Genomic DNA, 18,426 nt, shown 5'->3' on the forward strand with positions numbered 1-18,426 from the left:
GGTGGTTTTTATGCTACTTGATTCGAATGCCGCTGCTTCATATGTCGATTCAATTTTGCCCGAGAACCAAAGCGGCTAAAACATCCTGCAACCGGGCAAGAGTCTTTTATCTGATGGGACTCAGCATGTCGGAGTAAATTACTTCTCTGCGTAAACGACTTACCACAATTGGCTTCGCCACATAAGTACAGTTTTTCACCTAAATGCGCACGCTTGTGTTTGACAAGGACATCTTTTCGCGCAAAAGCTTTACCACAACTATTTACATCGCAAACATAAGGCTTTTCACCCGTATGAATTCGCATGTGTTTGATAAGGTCATTTTTTAGAGAGAAGGATTTATCGCAACTGACATCACTACAAATATACGGTTTCTCACCCGTATGAGTTTTTTGATGTCCGGCAAGAGCATCACTCCGTAAAAACGATTTGCCGCAATTAGGCCAATTACATTTGTAACGAAAATCTCCGGTATGGGTCCGTTGGTGTACAGCTAGAGAGTCAGCTCGCGAATAATCTTTACCACACACTGTGCAAGGAAAACGCTTTGCCGAGGCCGCTAATACCTCCGGCGCTGGACCAGCCGGAGAACTGGTGGATGGATTCGCTACAGGCAATGACGCCACACCCAGGTAAAGGTAAGCACGACCTGCCTCATCATCCGTTACCGGTGCCTCATATAAATGTGAAAATGGGTCTTGTGAGTTGAAGTTTCCTTCCTTTACGTCAGTCGGGACCTGACTGCTATCAGCTACGGTATTGCCTGACTGCAACGAAGTTTGAGATTGATCACCAAACAATGACCCCACCCGTCCATCCCGGTCCACCCTCCCCACCGGCGAGTTCCCCACAAACCCATACAAATTCAACCCATCCACCGCCCCCGCCGGATCGGGATTGATCCACCGACTCAACCACGGCGCAAAATACCGATAACCGTAGTAATACAACCCGGTCGCATCCCGCTCCTTGCCCGAATAACGAAGGGTTTTCCAGGCGCCGCTCTGGTCGCGGTGGTTCTCCCACGCCGTGCCGCCGAACGGGTAATAGGCTTCCCGGCTCTGCACGTTGGCGTGGTCGTCGAGTTCCAGCGTGCCGGAGCCCAGATGGTCGGTCAGGTGGTAGCGCAACGCGAACGTCGGCGCATGCGGCCCTTGCAGCCATTTCACCCGATTGCGTCCGGCCTCCAGATCAAGCACCTGATGCGTCGGGGTACCGTTGTGAAGGTGGATCTCCAGTCCCGGCAGGTAGCGCACTTCGCTGGTCACGGTTCGAGCATCGGTCAGGGCCGTGCGGACTTTGCGCAGGCGCTTGCCTCCGCCGCCATAGAGGTAGCGTTCGGTGTCGTCGGCTTCGTTCTCCCGTTGTACCGGTGACACGCTGGTCAGTTGGTTGCGCAAATCCCAGGTCATGGCTTGGCCACGCTGCAGGAAGCGCAGGTTGCCATTGCGGTCGAAGTGGTTGTCGAAATCCAGCGGCTGATCCTCTTCGAGCAGGCTGCGATTGCTGCTTGTGGCAACGACCCAGCTCCGGGTGAAGGGTTGCGCGCCGAGGTGCCGCAGTTCGGTCATGTTGCCGGCCGGGTCGTAGTCGTATTCCTCGCGGTAGTTCACCACGGCGTTGGGGTCGTTTCGGGTGCGGTAACGGGTCACTGGATAAGCGGCGGTTTGTTCGGCTTCCCAACCGGTTGCGCCGATCAACTGGCCGAGGCTGTCATAGTCGAAGGTGCGCAGCGCCTCTATGCGCTGGTTTTTGAAGAAGCGCACCGGCAATGCGTGGTCCTTGATGCCCACGATGTTGCCAGCTGCATCGACTTCGTAACTCAGATCCTGCACGGGCGACGCGCCAGGCAACCCGGCGGTCAAACGCAGCAAGCGGCCGTCGCTGGGGGCGTACTCGGCCTTGGTAATCACGCCGTTGCCGGCGGTTTCCCGTTCAACCTGATGGCTCGGGTTGTAGCGAATATCGTGGACCAGGCACTGGCCGGGGGCCGGGCTATTCGCCGGTTGCAGCCAGCCCTCCTTGAGCTGCCCAGCCACGGTGTAAGCGAATCGCCGACGGTGGCCGCCGGCATCGACAAGGCTCAGCAAATCCCCGGCGGGGTCATAGGCCCAGCGAGTCTCCAGCCCCACCCCGGGTTCAAGTAATGCATCACGTGCCGACTCGTCCAGCGGCCAATCGGGTGTGTCCAACTCCGTGAGAAAGTGGCTGATTTCACTTTGCGCCAGCCCCAGCAAATCGTACTCGGGCATATGCCGGGTGCCGGCCGGATCGTCGTGGCGAATCAGTCGACCACATTGATTGCCGACCTCGATATCGGCGGCGCCATACTTGAAGCGTTCAACCACCCGCCCCGCCTCACCACGTGCCTGCTCCAACACCGCCGTCGGGCGTAGCGAGGTGTCGTATTCAAAGTCCTGCCGCGAGCCTCGGCTGTCCCACCGGCTCAGGGTTTCACCGGCTTGCCCGAGCAGCGACACGCGCCAACCGGCATCAACGCTGTCCGTCGCCAAGACCTGCCCCGGCAAACTAAAGCCATTGCGCATCGCCGGCGCAGCCAACCGCGCATCCCACTGTTCAACCCCACGCCCCGCCGCATCGAATACCTGTCGCGTGACCCGCGCCTGCGGCGCTTGCCCCGCTTGTGAGCGCCAGTAGCCCACACCACGCACAACGAGCCCTCGCGAATCCATGACCGCGAGGCTGGGTGTTGCGTGATGCACACCGATATTGTCCATGGGCTCTGGATAACATCCAGAGTCTGTCAGCGTCTACTGACAGAAATGACAGTCATGAATCCCGGTGATCCCAGCGATCAAAAAAACTCGTCAACCGCCAATGCCAACCGGTCCAGACTGTGGCGAGGGCGTTTGTCGGATCGACCGCGCCGTCCGAGGCCCCAAAAAATTGGACTGCTTCGCAGCCCGGCGGGAGCAAGCTCCCTCGCCACAGGTCAATCACCCGTTTCCTGTTCGCGCGCCTACCAAAAGGAGATTCCCATGACTGACTGGCCACTGGATCAGGTCTTCGATTTCAACGGACATGCCATCCGCTATGCCATACGCGGCGATGGCCCGCCACTGGTGTTCGTGCATGGCACGCCCTTCTCCTCCTGTGTCTGGCACCGGATTGCCCCGCATTTCATCGCCACGCACCGGGTGCACTATTTCGATCTGCTGGGCTACGGGCAATCCGAGAAAGTAGATGGCGACGTGTCCCTGGGTGTGCAGAACGAGTTGCTGTCACAGTTGCTGGAGCATTGGGGCCTGGATCGCCCCGACGTGGTGGCCCACGACTTCGGCGGCGCCACCGCCCTGCGCACGCATCTGCTCAACGGCAAGGATTACCGCAGCCTGACGCTGATTGATCCGGTGGCGCTGACGCCCTGGGGTTCGCCATTCGTGCAGCATGTGCGCCAGCATGAAGCGGCGTTCAGCGGACTGCCCGATTACATCCAGCGGGCCATCGTGCCGACCTATATTCGCGGGGCCATCCAGCGCGACATCCCCGACGCCGAACTCGCCCCCTACGTTCTGCCGTGGCTGGGAGAGCGGGGCCAAGCGGCGTTCTACCGGCAGATAGCACAGATGGACGAGCGCTATACCCGTGAGGCCGAAGGTTTGTACCCGACGATTCGCTGCCCGGTGCAGATTCTCTGGGGTGAAGACGATCAGTGGATTCCCGTCGAACGCGGACGGGCCTTGCAGCAGATGATTCCTGGGTCGCAGTTCCATCCGATACCCAACGCCGGTCATCTGGTTCAGGAAGATGCGCCCGAAGCCATAGTCGCGGCGTTGCTGCGTTTTCTGCCCCTGAACCAATCTTCCTGACGGAACCAAAACCACTGTGGGAGCGGGCTTGCTCGCGAAAGCGGAGTATCAGTCGATGCATATGTCGAATGTACAGCCGCCTTCGCGAGCAAGCCCGCTCCCACATTTGGAACTGGCGGGGATCGCCACCACCGAGCTAACGTAGAGATATTGCCTACACGAATCGCTAAAAGGACTCGCCCGATGCACATCATCAACGCCCGTCTGCGCAACCAGGAAGGCCTGCATGAGTTGAACCTGGAAAACGGCCTGATCAGCAGCATCGCCCGCCAGATCGAGGCCCCGACCCTGGGCCCTGGCGACCTGGATGCCGGCGGCAACCTGGTGGTGCCGCCCTTTGTCGAGCCGCACATCCACCTCGACGCCACCCTCACCGCCGGCGAGCCGCGCTGGAACATGAGCGGTACGCTGTTCGAAGGCATCGAGTGCTGGGGCGAACGCAAGGCGACCATCACCCAGGAAGACACCAAGACCCGCGCCAAAAAAACCATCCAGGCCCTCGCCGCCCACGGCATCCAGCATGTGCGCACCCACGTCGACGTCACCGACCCGCAACTGACCGCACTCAAGGCGATGCTCGAAGTGCGCGAGGAAAGCCGGCACCTGGTCGACCTGCAAATCGTCGCGTTCCCTCAGGAAGGCATCGAGTCGTACCGCAATGGTCGCGAGTTGATGGAAGAGGCGATCCGCATGGGCGCGGACGTGGTCGGGGGCATTCCGCATTTCGAGTACACCCGCGACCAGGGTGTCAGCTCGGTGAAGTTCCTCATGGACCTGGCCGAACGCAGCGGTTGCCTGGTCGACGTGCATTGCGACGAAACCGACGACCCGCATTCACGCTTTCTCGAAGTGCTCGCCGAAGAGGCCCGCAGCCGCGACATGGGTTCGCGGGTCACGGCCAGCCACACCACGGCCATGGGCTCCTACGACAACGCCTACTGCGCCAAGCTGTTTCGCTTGCTCGGGCATTCGGGGATCAGCTTTGTCTCCTGCCCCACCGAAAGCATCCACCTGCAAGGCCGCTTCGACAGCTTCCCGAAACGCCGGGGCGTGACCCGGGTCAACGAGTTGCTGGAAGCGGGCATGAACGTGTGCTTCGGCCAGGACTCCATCGTCGATCCGTGGTACCCGCTGGGCAATGGCAACATTCTGCGGGTGCTCGAGGCCGGGCTGCACATCTGCCACATGCTCGGTTATCGCAACCTGCAAAGCGCGCTGGACCTGGTGACGGACAACAGCGCCAGGGCCATGAACCTCGGCGAGCGCTATGGCCTGGAACGCGGGCGGCCGGCGAACCTGCTGATTCTGTCGGCGGAGAGTGATTACGAAGTGATCCGCAGCCAGGGGTTGCCGTTGTACTCGGTGCGCGAGGGCAAGGTGTTGATGAAGCGGACGATGCCGGTGGTGGAGTTCAGTGGTGATTTGAGCTGAGATTTTCTGCTGAATGTGATGGCCCCTTCGCGGGCAAGCCCGCTCCCACAGTGATCTTCAGTGGACACAATATTTGTGTATGGCTGCAATCCTGTGGGAGCGGGCTTGCCCGCGATGGCGATCTGACAATCAATCCATCATTCGAGCCGTACCAAACAGACTGACCCGACTCAACTCCCCCTGCTCCTCTTCCAGCAAGATCGGCGCGGTGCCACCGGGCATCGTCACCTTCACCTCCCCGGCCCTGACCCAACCCACGCGCCAGGCCGCACAGGCCACCGCACTGGCGCTGGTCCCCGAAGACGCCGTCGGCCCCTCGCCGCGCTCGAATACCCGCGCGGCGATGTGTCCTTCGGACAAGCGCATCGCCCATTGCAGATTGATCCCCGCCGGACAGGGTTTGCCTGCACCGACCGGCATGGCGTAGGCAATTCGCATCAACCCTTCACCCAGCGCCGGTTCTCGCATCTGCTCGTTGCCCGGCAAGTCGTCGGCGTTTTCGACCAGCGTCACGCAATGCGGATTGCCGACCCGCGCGAACTGGCTACGTGACCATGCGCCATTGAGTGCCGACAGCGGTTTGACGTGGCTGAGTTCGCGGCCATTCAACAGCACCGTTTCAACACCCTCGGCACTGACCGCCGATGGCCCGAAACCAGGCTGGCCAAGGTCAAGCCAGAAACCCTGCACGTCCTCGACTTCAGCGACTTTCACCGAAGTCTGCCCCGGGGAAGGCGTGTCGGATTTATCGTGGTGAACCTTGAGCAGACAGGCTTCGTCGCGGGGTAAAAGCCCTTGGTCGCTCAACGCCTGAGAAAAAATCGTCAGCCCGTTGCCACTGCGTTCGGCCAGGGTACCGTCGGTGTTGACGATCAACAGGTCAAAGGGTGGCGAGAACTGGAACGGTCCGACCAGCAACCCGTCGCTGCGATGATCCTTGCTGCCGGCCGGTTGCGTGCCGGGTGCCCAGTTGCAGCAGGCTTCGATGGCCGCCGCAGCCCATGCCTGACGAATTTGTGCTGCCAGGCTCGCCTGAGCGGGCAAGTCGATGCCCTGGTGGCGCAATTCTTCGGGCGCTACCACGATGTAAATATTGCCCCGTGCATCGTACCTCTGCGCCATGGCGCCCTCCGTGTGTCATTGGAATGGCTCAACATATCGCGAAAAACAGCAGCGCTGTGCAAGGATGTCGCCCTGTTTGACCGTAAAACTTTCCGGGCACTGATCGAACCCTCCTCGGTCGATCACTGTCCGTTGAGGACGTGACGTTTTTTGCCAGGGATTGATATGACCAGCCTCAACAGCCAGACCACCTTCGTTCCCGGCCGCCTGGAACAGATGTCCACGCGCATCGCCTTTTTCATCGCCGGGTTCGGCATCGCCGCGTGGGCGCCGCTGGTGCCCTATGCCAAGGCCCGGGCCGGGCTGGATGAAGGCACCCTGGGTCTGTTGCTGCTGTGTCTGGGGGTCGGATCGATCCTGGCGATGCCGATGGCCGGGATCCTGGCCACGCGTTTCGGCTGCCGGCGGGTGACGACCGGCGGGACCTTGCTGATCTGTGCCGCCCTGCCGCTGCTGGCCACGGTGTCATCGATTCCGGCCTTGATCGCGGCGCTGTTCATGTTCGGCGCGGGCCTTGGCACGGTGGATTCGACGGTCAACCTGCAAGCGGTGATCGTCGAGCGCGCCAGCGGCAAAAACATGATGTCGGGTTTCCATGGCCTGTTCAGCCTCGGCGGGATTGTCGGTGCGGCAGGCGTCAGCGGCTTGCTGGGCCTGGGGATTTCACCGCTGGGGGCCACGCTGGTGGTGATCGTGATGCTGCTGATCGCCTTGGCCAAGGCCGTGCCGCACCTGTTGCCCTACGGCAGTGAGAGCTCGGGGCCGGCGTTCGCGGTGCCCCATGGCATCGTCCTGTTTATCGGTGGCATGTGCTTCATCGTGTTCCTCGCCGAAGGCGCGGCGCTGGACTGGAGCGCGGTATTCCTGGCACAGGAACGAGGCATCGACACGGCGTATGCGGGCCTCGGCTATGCGGCGTTTGCCTTGACCATGACGGCCGGGCGTTTGACCGGCGACAAAATCGTGCGGCGGTTGGGTGCAACACGAGTGATTGTGTTCGGCGGCCTGACGGCTGCCGCGGGCTTGTTTCTGGCGACGTTCGCCTCGAGTTGGGAGGCGGCGCTGGTGGGTTACGCGCTGCTGGGCGCCGGTTGCTCGAACATAGTGCCGGTGTTGTACACCGCCGTGGGCAAGCAGACGGTCATGCCCGAGAGCATCGCCGTGCCGGCCATTACCACCCTGGGTTATGCGGGAATACTCGCAGGGCCTGCGCTGATCGGCTTTGTCGCCCATGGCGCCAGCTTGAGTTTTGCCTTCGGGTTGATGGCGGTGCTGCTGGTGGCGGTGGCCGTTGGCGGGAGGGTGTTGAGGGTTTGAACAGCGAAAAGATCGCAGCCTGCGGCAGCTCCAAGGATCGTATCCCCCTGTAGGAGCTGCCGCAGGCTGCGATCTTTTGCGCATCAGGCGTTAAAACCCGACACTGGCCTGCACACTAAAACCTCAAGAAGATTTTCACAAATAAAAACCAACAACAAAAACACACTTCCATTAACAATATAAAAGTACACAACAAGATCAGCTCTAGCTCATCCTGAACCGAGGAAACCCCCAAACAAGGATGAATAAAATGAAACACGCTCAAAACATAAAATCAAAAGCCCTTTTTCTTCTGATTATCTTCAATACAAATGTCGCAATCGGCTCAATAGAGATAAAACAGGACTGGGGTGAAGGAACAGCCAACTTCTCCAACGCGCAACCCCTCAACAACAGCAATGGACAATACGATCACTGGCAATCGATTGGTCGTGTAAAAATCAATAATGGACTTACCTGTTCTGGCGCTTTGATTGATACCCGCAGCACAACAGATGAACAGGATGGACCAGCGTATGTATTGACCTCCGGACACTGCGCAAACCTGAACCCCAATACAGTGCTGGAAAACGTAGATACTACGGGGCAAGTTACTTTTAATTATTTTCAGGACACTGAGGGGGACGCCAAGTCGTACGCTGTCACAAAAATCAATTGGAGTACCATACGCGGCCAGGACATTACGATAGTTCAACTCGATCGAACCATCGGACAACTGATCAATGATGGGGTCTTCCCATTGAAACCGGCAACCCATCTGCCCGCAGAGACCGATGTATTGATTGTAGGGGCTCCCCAGAATGCGTATATACAGCGAATCGCCTGCCCACGGGAAGATCAGGCAGGCATTATTGAGAATCAATGGGCATGGCAGGATCAAATGAGCAATCGGTGCCTGGATGTGGTGGGGGGTATTTCAGGCTCACCCGTTCTCGGGCGCTATACCAATGAAATTTTTGCCATAGTGGGTACAAGCACACGAGGTTCCGGAAAATCGCGATGTAAACGCGACGCCCCCTGTGAAGTGGCCGATGGACAGGTCAGCAAAAAAGCAGATACCAATTACGCCACACAAGCTATCGGTTTACTGGAGTGTTTTAGCGAGGGTCAATTCGCTCGAATGAACGTCGCTTGCCCTCTGGGCCCGGCCTTCACTTTTACCGAGGATGAGCCTACAGACTTATACATCAAGGTTGAACGTGATCAGTCCGGACAGGTCATCCCATGGCTATGGAGCCAAACATTCTCGGTAGACCGAGATTTTTACCGATACAAGTACACTCGAACATTGGAAGAGTGCGTTGCAACAGAAAACTACAGCGCACCTGTCGCAAGCAATTCAGGTGACAAGGACAACCTGCGTCGAGAATTGCGTGATGGTGCCGGCATGTACTTGTTATGCATTATTGGGCAGGACCAAAAAGCCGCCACTCCTGGCCAATGGGATGGGCGCAATGCCAAAATTTACTGGCGGTGGATGTTGGAAGGGCCGAGCGAATTACCCCCCGAATATTCCATTACTTTATTCAAAGATGACCCGTACGTTATCAAACCAATTACCGTCTCTCCCGATCTTGCCGGCAAGTACCAATACAAAACAGGCCCACAGGTCGAAACAGACTGTCTCGACCAACGATCTTACGAAAATGTTACAGGGGGGCTTTTTGTAGTCAGCGTCAAGGAAGGCCCCATGAAGGTTTGTCTTAAAACCGAGGACCTGGCAGGTAATCCTTCCTCCGTCGTCGACTTCCAACTCCCGGAATAAATACAGAACCGGGTCCCACAGTTCGATGAGGAACTGCGGGAACTATCACGCGTTCGAAGTCCTGTTTATTAAAACCCGACACTGGCCTGCACAAAGAACGTACGTGGCGCGCCGACGTATATGCCCGAGTTGTTGTCGCTGGAGCGGGTGAAGTACTGCTTGTCGAAGATGTTTTTCACCCCGGCACCCAGTTTCAGGTTCGACACCTGCGGGCCGAAGTCATAGCCGCTACGCACGTTCCAGGTCACGTAACCCGGAATATCACCGAACTGGCCGTCGGCGGAACCTTCGGTGATGTAGTTGCCGTTGAAACTGCCGTCGGCATTCACCCCGGTGCCCGGCGAGCGCTGTTTCGACTGGGCGAACGCATCGAGGTTCCAGGTCCAGCGGTTGATGTCGTAACGCAGGCCGGCGGTGGCCACCTGACGGGAATAGAACGGTAGGTCACGGCCCTTGAAGCCCGGGATTTCACCTTCATAAGTGGCGCGGGTATAGGTGAAACCGGCGTTGGCGGTCAGGCCGTCGAGGCGTGGGTCCAGCGCCGCCAGATCGTAGTGCACCGAGGTTTCGATGCCCTGGTGCTTGGTCGCGCCGAGGTTGGTCCAGCCCACATCGTTGCTGATGTATTGCAGTTCGTCGTCGAAGTCGATGTAGAACAGCGTCACCTCAGCGCCCCACACGTCATCGTTGTAGCGCGTACCGATTTCGTAGGTCTTAGCCTTTTCCGGCTGCAGGCCGTTGGCAGGCTCATTACCGATACCGCCCTGCCCCAGCTGGAAATACTGCAGCGCGCCGAACGAGGTTTCATAGTTGGCGAACAGCTTCCAGGCCTCGGACATGTGGTACATCACGCTCAGGGCCGGCAGCGGCTCGTTGCTTTCGATGCTGCGCTTTTTCTCCGGCACCGGTTTACCGGCATTATCGAGCACTGGGCGGTCATGCCAATCGGTGTTGATGTGCTCGAAGCGAATACCCGGGGTGACGGTCCAGTTGCCCACGTCGATCTTGTTGTCGACGTAGACCGAATTGGCCTCGGTTCCACCGGTGCGGTCCTGATAGACATGGCCGTCCGCCCCCGGACGCACGACCGGCTCGTTGTTGACCAGCGCCACTCGGCTGGCCTCTTCGTGCATGGCCTCTTTCAGGTAGCGATAACCGACGCTGACTTCCTGGGTGGTCGGGCCCACATCAAACACATGGGAGACCCGCGGTTCGATACCGAAGGTGTAGTAGCTGCGCGGATAGGAGTTGAGTGTCGTCAGGTCACGGGAGGCGATGGTGCTGCCACGAAAACTGTCGGTGTAGTAAGTCAGCACTTCGGCCTGGGTGCGATCGTCGATCTGCCGCGCCCACTTGAACGACACATCCTTGCGACGGCCGCTGAAGCTGTCGTAGTCGCGCACCGACTGGAACGGGTCGGCGTCGTACTGCGCCTGGGTCAGGCCACCGGGCATGTCGGCCTTGGCGTCGTAGTAGTGGAAGTTGAGGCTGAAATCGTCGACATCGGTCGGCGCCCAATGGGTCTTGAGGATCACGTCGTCGATGTCGTTGCCGTTGTTGCTTTCACGGTAACCGTTGCCGTTCACGCCGGAGTACAACAGCGCCACGCCCATGCCGTTGTCGGCGGTGCCGCCCATGAACGCCGTGTCGATGTGTTTCCAGCCACCGTGCTGCGACGTTTCCAGGGTGGTGCCGATTTCCGCGGAGGCCTGTTCCGGGATCGCGCGGGTCACGAAGTTGATCACACCGCCGACGTTTTGCGGTCCGTAGCGCACGGAGCCGGCACCGCGTACCACGTCGATGCTGTCGAGGTTGCCGGAGGAAATCGGTGCCATGGACAGTTGTGGCTGCCCGTAGGGCGCGAACGCCGCCGGGATGCCGTCGATCAGTACGGTGGAGCGAGGCGACAGGCGCGAAGTCAGGCCCCGCACGCCGACGTTGAGGGAAATGTCGCTGCCACCGGTGCCGTTGGCGTCCTGCACCTGCACGCCGGGAACCCGTTTCAACACCTCGCCGACGTTCATCGCACCCTGCTCGACCATGGCTTCGCGGCGCACCACCGTTCGTGCGCCAGGGTGGTTCTGCACCAAGGCGGCATCGGCGTCATCGAGCCAGTCGCCCACCACCTTGATGTCAGTCACGCCCAGCTCCAGCGGGCCGTTGGCCGCCGAAGTCGGCGCCGGCATCAGGGTCACCGAACCTTCATCGATCTGGTATTGCAGGCCACTGCCTTGCAGCAACTGGCGCAGTGCGTCTTCCGGGGAAATATTGCCGTCCACCGCCGGAGCCTGTTTGCCGGCGACCAGCTCAGGGCTGAAGAACACCTGAAGCGAGGTTTGCTGGCCCAATTGGCTCAAGGCTTGTCCCAAGGGTTGCGCCGGGATGCGGATGCCGTCGGCGGCAAAGGCCTGGGGTAGCGCAATGTTGACCGCCAGGGCGAGCGCCAGCGGCAACCAGGGGAATTTGTTGTTTTTAGCGGTGGAGTTTTTCACGTCGAACGTAATCCTGTGGATCGCAAAAGTGTGCGCTTGTTAATGCAAACCAGTTGCAGTTAAACAGGAAGACGATGAACTCGAAAAAAACCTGAATTTTATTTTGAAATTATTTCCTGGCTGCCATCGCCAAGGGTGCGCACGGCCACCGGCAGAATGCTCGGCAAGGCCTTGAGCAGTGCGTCGGTGTTGTCGGACTTGAACACGCTGGTCAGGCGCAGATCGCCGACCGCTGCGCTGGCGACCTTGAGCGGTTTCTCCCGATAACGTGAGACCTGCTCGGCGACGTCGGCCAGGCGGGCATTGTTGAACACCAGTTTGCCGCTGCGCCAGGCAGTCATTTCCGCCGGGTTGACGGCGTAGGCGGCCGCGACCTTGCCCTGGGCATCGACGTGGGTGCCCAGGCCCGCTGTCAGATTGATGAAATCGTTATCGGCAGCCTCGCGCCCCTGGACCTTGACCGTGCCCTGCTCCACCACCACCCGGGTTTCGCTGGCGCCACGGCGCACGTCGAACCGGGTGCCGGTGACCGTGACCTTGCCGCTGCCCGACTCGACCACAAAGGGACGGCGGGTGTCGTGCGCGACGCTGAACATCGCTTCGCCTTCGCTCAGTTCAACGTGCCGTTGACCCTTTTCAAAACGCACCTGAATCCGGCTGCGGCTGTCCAGATCAACCGCCGAACCGTCCGGCAAGGCCACATGGCGCCGCTCATTCAGGGCCGTTGAAAACTCGGCGGTGTAAGGCGCTGGATGATTCAGGCTGCTGAACAGACCCAGGCCGAGCGCCACCGCGAGCACGCTGGCGGCTACCGCGTAACGCAGCACAGGGCGAGGTTTTTTCAGGGCTGGCGGGGTTTCACACAAGGCACGCAAACGCGCCGCCGGTAGCAAATCGGCAGCGCTCCACAAACCCTGGAGCACGTCGAATTCGTTTCGGTGTTGGGGGTGTTCGTCCAGCCAGGCCTGGAACCGGCGACGCACTTCGACATCGACGACAGGTTCCTGCAAACGTACAAACCATAGCGCCGCGTCATCGCGAACCGTTGTTTGCCCGCACGCACAATCACGAGTATCCATCATGGAAGTTCCTGTTGGGCCGGGGAAAAATCATCACACCACATCGGCTTGGCGTAGGAGCTGCCGAAGGCTGCGATCTTTTGATCTTCGGCAACGCCAAGGCCGCCAAAAGATCGCAGCCTTCGGCAGCTCCTACAGGTAGGTTCATGGCCGCAGCACATCATGACTGCAACCCGTCCAGGCGATCGCGCAGGTGCCGAAGCGTGCGGATCATATACTTTTCCACCATGTTCTTGGACAGCCCCAGGCGTTCGGCGATTTCGGCCTGGGTCAGGCCCTCGATTTTCTGCCAGACAAACACCTTGCGGCAGTTGACCGGCAACTCGGAGAGCGCCCGTTCGATGGAATCGGCCAGCTGGATCGCGTGCATGAAATGCTCCGGGTCGCCGCTCGGCGACTCACTGAGATCGATCGCCTCTGACTCCATGGCGCCCCGCCGGTCCTCACGCCGATAACCATCCACGGCAATGTTGCGCGCGGTCTGGTGCAAATATGCCCGGGGCTGTTCCACCCGCGCCGAATCGGACTCAAGCACCCGCACGAAGGTATCGTGGGCCAGGTCCTCGGCCTGCTGACGATTCCTCAGGCGACGGGTCCAGGTACCAACCAACTCTTCGTAATGCTCGAAAAAGCCGTGTCTGCGGGGCAGCTTGAGGGTCATTGCGCTGTGCTGTGGAAACGGGCGCGAATAGTAATGCTTCTTATTAAACCAAAGCAATCGCTTGCCGCCCCAAACGCGCTCCCTGTCGCCCGAAACGCAAAAAGGCCGCTGATTGCTCAGCGGCCTTTTTCACTCCGACAGGTTACTCCGTCTTGCAGATGCCATCGAAGCCGTCATTCACAGGTCGGTAATTTCCTTGTGGCGAGGCACCAGCATCTTCATCACACTCCACGCCACCAGATAGGCCAGCGCGCAGACGGCGAACATGATCATGTAGCCGGTACGGATTTCACCCACCGATTTGTAGTAGTCGAACACCCAGCCACCGACCTTGGTCAGCAAGACTCCGCCCAGCCCACCCGCCATACCGCCAATGCCGACCACGGACGCGACGGTCTTTTGCGGAAACATGTCGGACACCGTGGTGAAGATGTTGGCCGACCAGGCCTGATGCGCCGACGCACCCACACCAATGAGCAACACCGGTACCCAGACGCTGATGTGACCCAATGGCTGCGCCAGCAGCACGACCAACGGGAAAACGGCAATCACCAGCATGGCTTTCATGCGGCCGTCATACGGCTTGTCGCCACGTGCCATGAAATAGCTGGGGAACCAGCCGCCGCCAATACTGCCGACCATGGTCATGCTGTACAGCACGGCCAGTGGCACCACGATGGCTGCGCCTTTCAGGCCGTACTGCTCCGACAGGTAGGTCGGAAGCCAGAAGAGAAAGAACCACCACACACCGTCGGTCATGAACTTGCCGAAGGCGAACGCCCAGGTCTGACGGTATTTGAGCAATTGGAACCACGAAACCTTTTTGCCGACGCCCGTCTGCACAGCGGCGCTGGCGGGGGAATCACTGCGGATGTGCGCCAGTTCCTGCGCCGACAGACGCTTCTGCTGCTCTGGCTTGTCGTACAACACCAGCCATACGCCCATCCAGATAAAGCCCAGCATGCCGATCACGATGAACGCTGTCTGCCAGCCCCACAAGCCAGCGATCAGCGGCACCGAAATGGGTGCCAGGATCGCGCCGACGTTAGCCCCGGAGTTGAAGATGCCGGTGGCGAAGGAGCGTTCTTTCTTCGGGAAATACTCAGCGGTGACTTTGATTGCGGTCGGGAAGTTGGCCGATTCACCGATTGCCAGCACGGCGCGCGACAGCATGAAGCCGGCGATCGAGACCGGGATGACCGCAATACCCAGCGCGCTACAGATGGCGGCGATACCCTCGCCCATGGGTTCTGCAAAGGCGTGCATGACGGCGCCGGTCGACCAAATGCAAATCGCCACCACAAAAGCGGCCTTCGTGCCGATCTTGTCCACTACGCGGCCCGCGAACAGCATGGAAATCGCGTAGGTGAACTGGAAGACGGCGGCAATGTTGGCGTAATCGGTGTTGCTCCAGCCAAACTGCCTCGACAGATCCGGCGCCAGCAGGCTGAGCACCTGGCGGTCGAGGTAATTGACGGTGGTTGCAAAAAACAACAATGCACAAATGGTCCATCGGTATTTACCGACAGACTGGCTGACGCGTTGCGCAGTAATGGGCTCGTTCAAGTTCATGGCATCACTTTATTGTAGATTTTGGGTGATGATCTCTCGGTGTAAAACGAGATCGATTGGGCCGCCGGGCTTCACTTCAATGCATCAGTCCACGACGAAACGGGCGATATTCCGCCAACTGATTTCGGACAACTCATCAGACAACTCACAGAAAAACAGGGACTGATTGCTCAGCCTGCGTTTCTCACGCGAGTCAGTGACCGGTTGTCACCGGTAACGGGCGCAAGGGTGTGTGGACATGGAAGCCGATGGCTGAACACGGGAACTTCAGGGGCGAGAGGGAGGCGATTGGATTCATGTTGAGGTCGACACTCTTTTTATTTTTAATAGTGGACACGCATGTCATATGTCGTCGTATGACTTAAGCGATTTATAGCCAGTCCCATGGGTCACTGTCAACAAGAAAACTCCTTAGACCTGAACGGCCTGACTGCCTTAAAAATGCGACATATAATCGAATAAACCCGTAAAACAGGCTCCTGGACACAGGTACCGCGACGCGTCGCTCGCTCCTTTGTGAGTTTTGAAAGGGGTCATCGACCCCTCACCGTTGTACGACAACCGACAGAAAAACAGTCAGAATCCGCCCGACTACGCTCAATCAGGCACAGATCCAAAGGTTTTTGGCAGGATTCCCAATGCAGCCATTCACTGGCTGTAGCAAAGTGCGGGCATGGCTGTTATCGGCTTTTCCGAAGGAACCCAGAATGTTCACCTCCCTTGCATTGCGAAACAGAAAACCGCTGGCCCGCCTCGCCCTGGCTATCACGCTGGGCACGCTTGGCCTGCCTTACTGGGCGGACAATGCCCAGGCCCACGGCGGTCATGCCGACATGGTGCCGCTGCAAGAGGGTCTGGAGGCCTTTGGTGCCACGGTGAAATGGGACGACTACGCCAACCTGTTCACCATTGCCAAGGACGGGGTCTATCTCAAGGTCAAGCCCGACAGCAAAGTGGCGATGCTCAACGGCAAGCGCATCGAGCTGACGGTGCCGGTGGTGTTCAAGGACCATAAGGCGTTCATGTCCACCGACTTCATCAACCAGGTGTTCCAGTCCGGGCTGGACAAGACCTTCGTCGTCGAGACCCGCCCCAACCCGCTCAACCCCCTGAGCGCCGCCGAAATCACCACGGCCGTGGACATCGTCAAGAAATCGGACAACTACCAGCCCGGTTTCCGTTTCACCGAAGTCTCGGTCAAGGCGCCGCCAAAGGATCAGGTGTGGAACTTCGCCCTCACCGGGCAGAACGCCGCCCAGCCGCGCGAGGCCTCGATCGTGGTGCTCGACGGCAAACACGTGATCGAAGCGCTGGTGGATCTCGACACCAAGACACTCAAGTCCTGGAAGCCCATCGAAGGCGCCCACGGCATGGTCTTGCTGGACGACTTCGCAACGGTGCAATCGGCCGTCGAGACCAGCCCGGAATACGCCCAGGCCCTGGCCAAGCGCGGCATCAACGACGTGAAGAAGGTCGTGGCCACGCCACTGACCGTCGGTTACTTCGACGGCAAGGACGGCCTGGCGCAGGACAAGCGCCTGCTGAAAATCGTCAGCTACCTCAACACCGGTGACGGCAACTACTGGGCGCACCCGATCGAGGGCCTGGTGGCGATTGTCGACCTGGAACAGAAGAAACTGATCAAGATCGAAGACGACGCGCTCATTCCGGTGCCGCTGAAGCCGACGCCGTATGACGGACGCGGACGCCAGGGCGTCGCAGTCAAACCGCTGGAAATCATCGAACCCGAAGGCAAGAACTACACCATCAGCGGCAACAGCATTCACTGGCAGAACTGGGACTTCCACGTTCGCCTCGATTCGCGGGTCGGGCCGATCCTGTCCACCGTCACCTACGACGACAAGGGCAAGAAACGCAAAATCATGTACGAAGGCTCGCTGGGCGGCATGATCGTGCCTTACGGCGACCCGGACATCGGCTGGTACTTCAAGGCCTACCTCGACTCCGGCGACTACGGCATGGGCACCCTGACCTCGCCGATCGCCCGCGGCAAAGACGCCCCGCAAAACGCCGTGCTGCTGGACGCCACCATCGCCGACTACACCGGCGCACCGACCGCGATCCCCCGCGCCATGGCGGTGTTCGAACGCTACGCCGGCCCCGAGTACAAACACCAGGAAATGGGCCAGCCCAACCTCAGCACCGAGCGCCGTGAACTGGTGGTGCGCTGGATCAGCACCGTGGGCAACTATGACTACATCTTCGACTGGGTCTTCCAGCAGAACGGCACCATCGGCATCGACGCCGGCGCCACCGGCATCGAAGCGGTCAAGGGCGTGAAATCCAAAACCATGCACGAAGACACCGCCAGGGAAGACACGCGCTACGGCACCCTGCTCGATCACAACATCGTCGGCACCACGCACCAGCACATCTACAACTTCCGCCTCGACATGGACGTGGACGGCGAGCAGAACTCACTGGTGGAAGTGAACCCGGTGGTGCTGCCCAACGACCGTGGCGGCCCGCGCACCAGCACCATGCAGACCGAAACCAAAGTGGTCGGCACCGAGCAACAGGCGGCGCAGAAATTCGACCCGTCGACCGTGCGCCTGCTGACCAACTTCAGCAAGGAGAACAAGGTCGGCAACCCGGTTTCCTATCAGCTGATTCCGTACGCCGGCGGCACCCACCCGGTGGCCAAGGGCGCCAACTTCGGCAAGGACGAATGGCTCTACCACCGCCTGAGTTTCATGGACAAGCAACTGTGGGTGACCCAATACAACCCTGAGGAAAAATACCCGGAAGGCAAGTACCCGAACCGCTCGGACAAGGACTCGGGCCTGGGGCAGTTCACCCAGGATAACCACTCCATCGAGAACACCGACGACGTGGTCTGGCTGACCACCGGCACCACCCACATCGCCCGCGCCGAGGAATGGCCGATCATGCCGACCGAATGGGTGCACGTGCTGCTCAAGCCATGGAACTTCTTCGATGAAACGCCGACCTTGAACCTCAGCGCACCGAAGTAAACAGGTCGTACGCAATACCTGTGGGAGCGAGCTTGCTCGCGATGACGGAGTGTCAGTCGACAGCATTGTTATCTGACACTCCGCTATCGCGGGCAAGCCCGCTCCCACAGGGTTAATCAGAGTTCAGGTAATTCCATCAGTGTGTCAGGCATCTCCCGATC

The 18,426-nt window shown here is 59.5% G+C and carries 11 protein-coding genes; 5 read left to right on the plus strand and 6 right to left on the minus strand.

What is annotated here, in order from left to right; all coding sequences use genetic code 11:
* Nucleotides 1-8: 8 nt before the first annotated feature.
* Nucleotides 9-2,738, minus strand: a complete 2,730-nt coding sequence (locus tag KW841_RS19795) for a C2H2-type zinc finger protein (protein WP_218479283.1) — start codon at nt 2,736-2,738, stop codon at nt 9-11.
* A 261-nt stretch (nt 2,739-2,999) separates the two neighbouring features.
* Here KW841_RS19795 and KW841_RS19800 point away from each other — a divergent pair, with 261 nt between their 5' ends.
* The gene (locus KW841_RS19800; protein ID WP_218479286.1) at nt 3,000-3,830 is read left to right on the plus strand and encodes an alpha/beta fold hydrolase; all 831 of its coding nucleotides are present in this window, start codon (nt 3,000-3,002) and stop codon (nt 3,828-3,830) included.
* Between the two features lie 183 nt (nt 3,831-4,013).
* Nucleotides 4,014-5,261 carry a cytosine deaminase gene (gene codA, locus KW841_RS19805; RefSeq protein ID WP_218479288.1) on the plus strand — a complete coding sequence of 416 codons (1,248 nt, stop codon included), beginning with the start codon at nt 4,014-4,016 and terminating at the stop codon, nt 5,259-5,261.
* A gap of 129 nt (nt 5,262-5,390) precedes the next feature.
* Here the strand turns inward: codA and KW841_RS19810 are convergent, their stop codons facing one another.
* A complete protein-coding gene (locus KW841_RS19810; RefSeq protein WP_218479290.1) occupies nt 5,391-6,383 on the minus strand; it encodes a diaminopimelate epimerase in 993 nt (330 codons plus the stop codon).
* A 165-nt stretch (nt 6,384-6,548) separates the two neighbouring features.
* Here KW841_RS19810 and KW841_RS19815 point away from each other — a divergent pair, with 165 nt between their 5' ends.
* The gene (locus KW841_RS19815; protein WP_218479291.1) at nt 6,549-7,700 is read left to right on the plus strand and encodes an MFS transporter; all 1,152 of its coding nucleotides are present in this window, start codon (nt 6,549-6,551) and stop codon (nt 7,698-7,700) included.
* Nucleotides 7,701-7,950: 250 nt separating this feature from the next.
* Complete coding sequence (locus KW841_RS19820; RefSeq protein ID WP_256357882.1) at nt 7,951-9,465, plus strand: serine protease; 1,515 nt, start codon at nt 7,951-7,953, stop codon at nt 9,463-9,465.
* Between the two features lie 68 nt (nt 9,466-9,533).
* On the opposite strand, the gene KW841_RS19825 is transcribed toward KW841_RS19820, so the two are convergent.
* The 4 genes from KW841_RS19825 to KW841_RS19840 all read right to left on the minus strand — a co-directional run bounded on the left by KW841_RS19825 (nt 9,534) and on the right by KW841_RS19840 (nt 15,269).
* Nucleotides 9,534-11,957, minus strand: coding sequence for a TonB-dependent receptor (locus KW841_RS19825; RefSeq protein ID WP_218479293.1), 2,424 nt, complete (start codon nt 11,955-11,957; stop codon nt 9,534-9,536).
* Between the two features lie 98 nt (nt 11,958-12,055).
* On the minus strand, nt 12,056-13,039 hold the full coding sequence (locus KW841_RS19830; protein ID WP_218479295.1) for a FecR family protein: 984 nt from the start codon (nt 13,037-13,039) through the stop codon (nt 12,056-12,058).
* Between the two features lie 157 nt (nt 13,040-13,196).
* Nucleotides 13,197-13,697, minus strand: a complete 501-nt coding sequence (locus KW841_RS19835; protein ID WP_007972009.1) for a sigma-70 family RNA polymerase sigma factor — start codon at nt 13,695-13,697, stop codon at nt 13,197-13,199.
* Between the two features lie 177 nt (nt 13,698-13,874).
* A complete protein-coding gene (locus KW841_RS19840; protein WP_218479296.1) occupies nt 13,875-15,269 on the minus strand; it encodes an MFS transporter in 1,395 nt (464 codons plus the stop codon).
* A gap of 707 nt (nt 15,270-15,976) precedes the next feature.
* Here KW841_RS19840 and tynA point away from each other — a divergent pair.
* Nucleotides 15,977-18,265 (plus strand): primary-amine oxidase, encoded by a 2,289-nt coding sequence (tynA, locus tag KW841_RS19845; protein WP_218479299.1) that lies wholly within the window; start codon nt 15,977-15,979, stop codon nt 18,263-18,265.
* Nucleotides 18,266-18,426 lie beyond the last annotated feature (161 nt).

Origin of the sequence: Pseudomonas sp. PDM28, assembly GCF_019219115.1 — a bacterium.
Classification (GTDB): Bacteria; Pseudomonadota; Gammaproteobacteria; order Pseudomonadales; family Pseudomonadaceae; genus Aquipseudomonas; species Aquipseudomonas laurylsulfatiphila.

Excerpts from the sequence above, each read along its gene's own strand:
- KW841_RS19835 (WP_007972009.1), bottom strand. The coding sequence starts at position 13,697 with ATGACCCTCAAGCTGCCCCGCAGACACGGCTTTTTCGAGCATTACGAA.
- tynA (WP_218479299.1), top strand. The coding sequence starts at position 15,977 with ATGTTCACCTCCCTTGCATTGCGAAACAGAAAACCGCTGGCCCGCCTC.
- KW841_RS19830 (WP_218479295.1), bottom strand. The coding sequence starts at position 13,039 with ATGATGGATACTCGTGATTGTGCGTGCGGGCAAACAACGGTTCGCGAT.
- KW841_RS19810 (WP_218479290.1), bottom strand. The coding sequence starts at position 6,383 with ATGGCGCAGAGGTACGATGCACGGGGCAATATTTACATCGTGGTAGCG.
- KW841_RS19795 (WP_218479283.1), bottom strand. The coding sequence starts at position 2,738 with ATGGACAATATCGGTGTGCATCACGCAACACCCAGCCTCGCGGTCATG.
- KW841_RS19840 (WP_218479296.1), bottom strand. The coding sequence starts at position 15,269 with ATGAACTTGAACGAGCCCATTACTGCGCAACGCGTCAGCCAGTCTGTC.
- KW841_RS19820 (WP_256357882.1), top strand. The coding sequence starts at position 7,951 with ATGAAACACGCTCAAAACATAAAATCAAAAGCCCTTTTTCTTCTGATT.
- codA (WP_218479288.1), top strand. The coding sequence starts at position 4,014 with ATGCACATCATCAACGCCCGTCTGCGCAACCAGGAAGGCCTGCATGAG.
- KW841_RS19815 (WP_218479291.1), top strand. The coding sequence starts at position 6,549 with ATGACCAGCCTCAACAGCCAGACCACCTTCGTTCCCGGCCGCCTGGAA.
- KW841_RS19800 (WP_218479286.1), top strand. The coding sequence starts at position 3,000 with ATGACTGACTGGCCACTGGATCAGGTCTTCGATTTCAACGGACATGCC.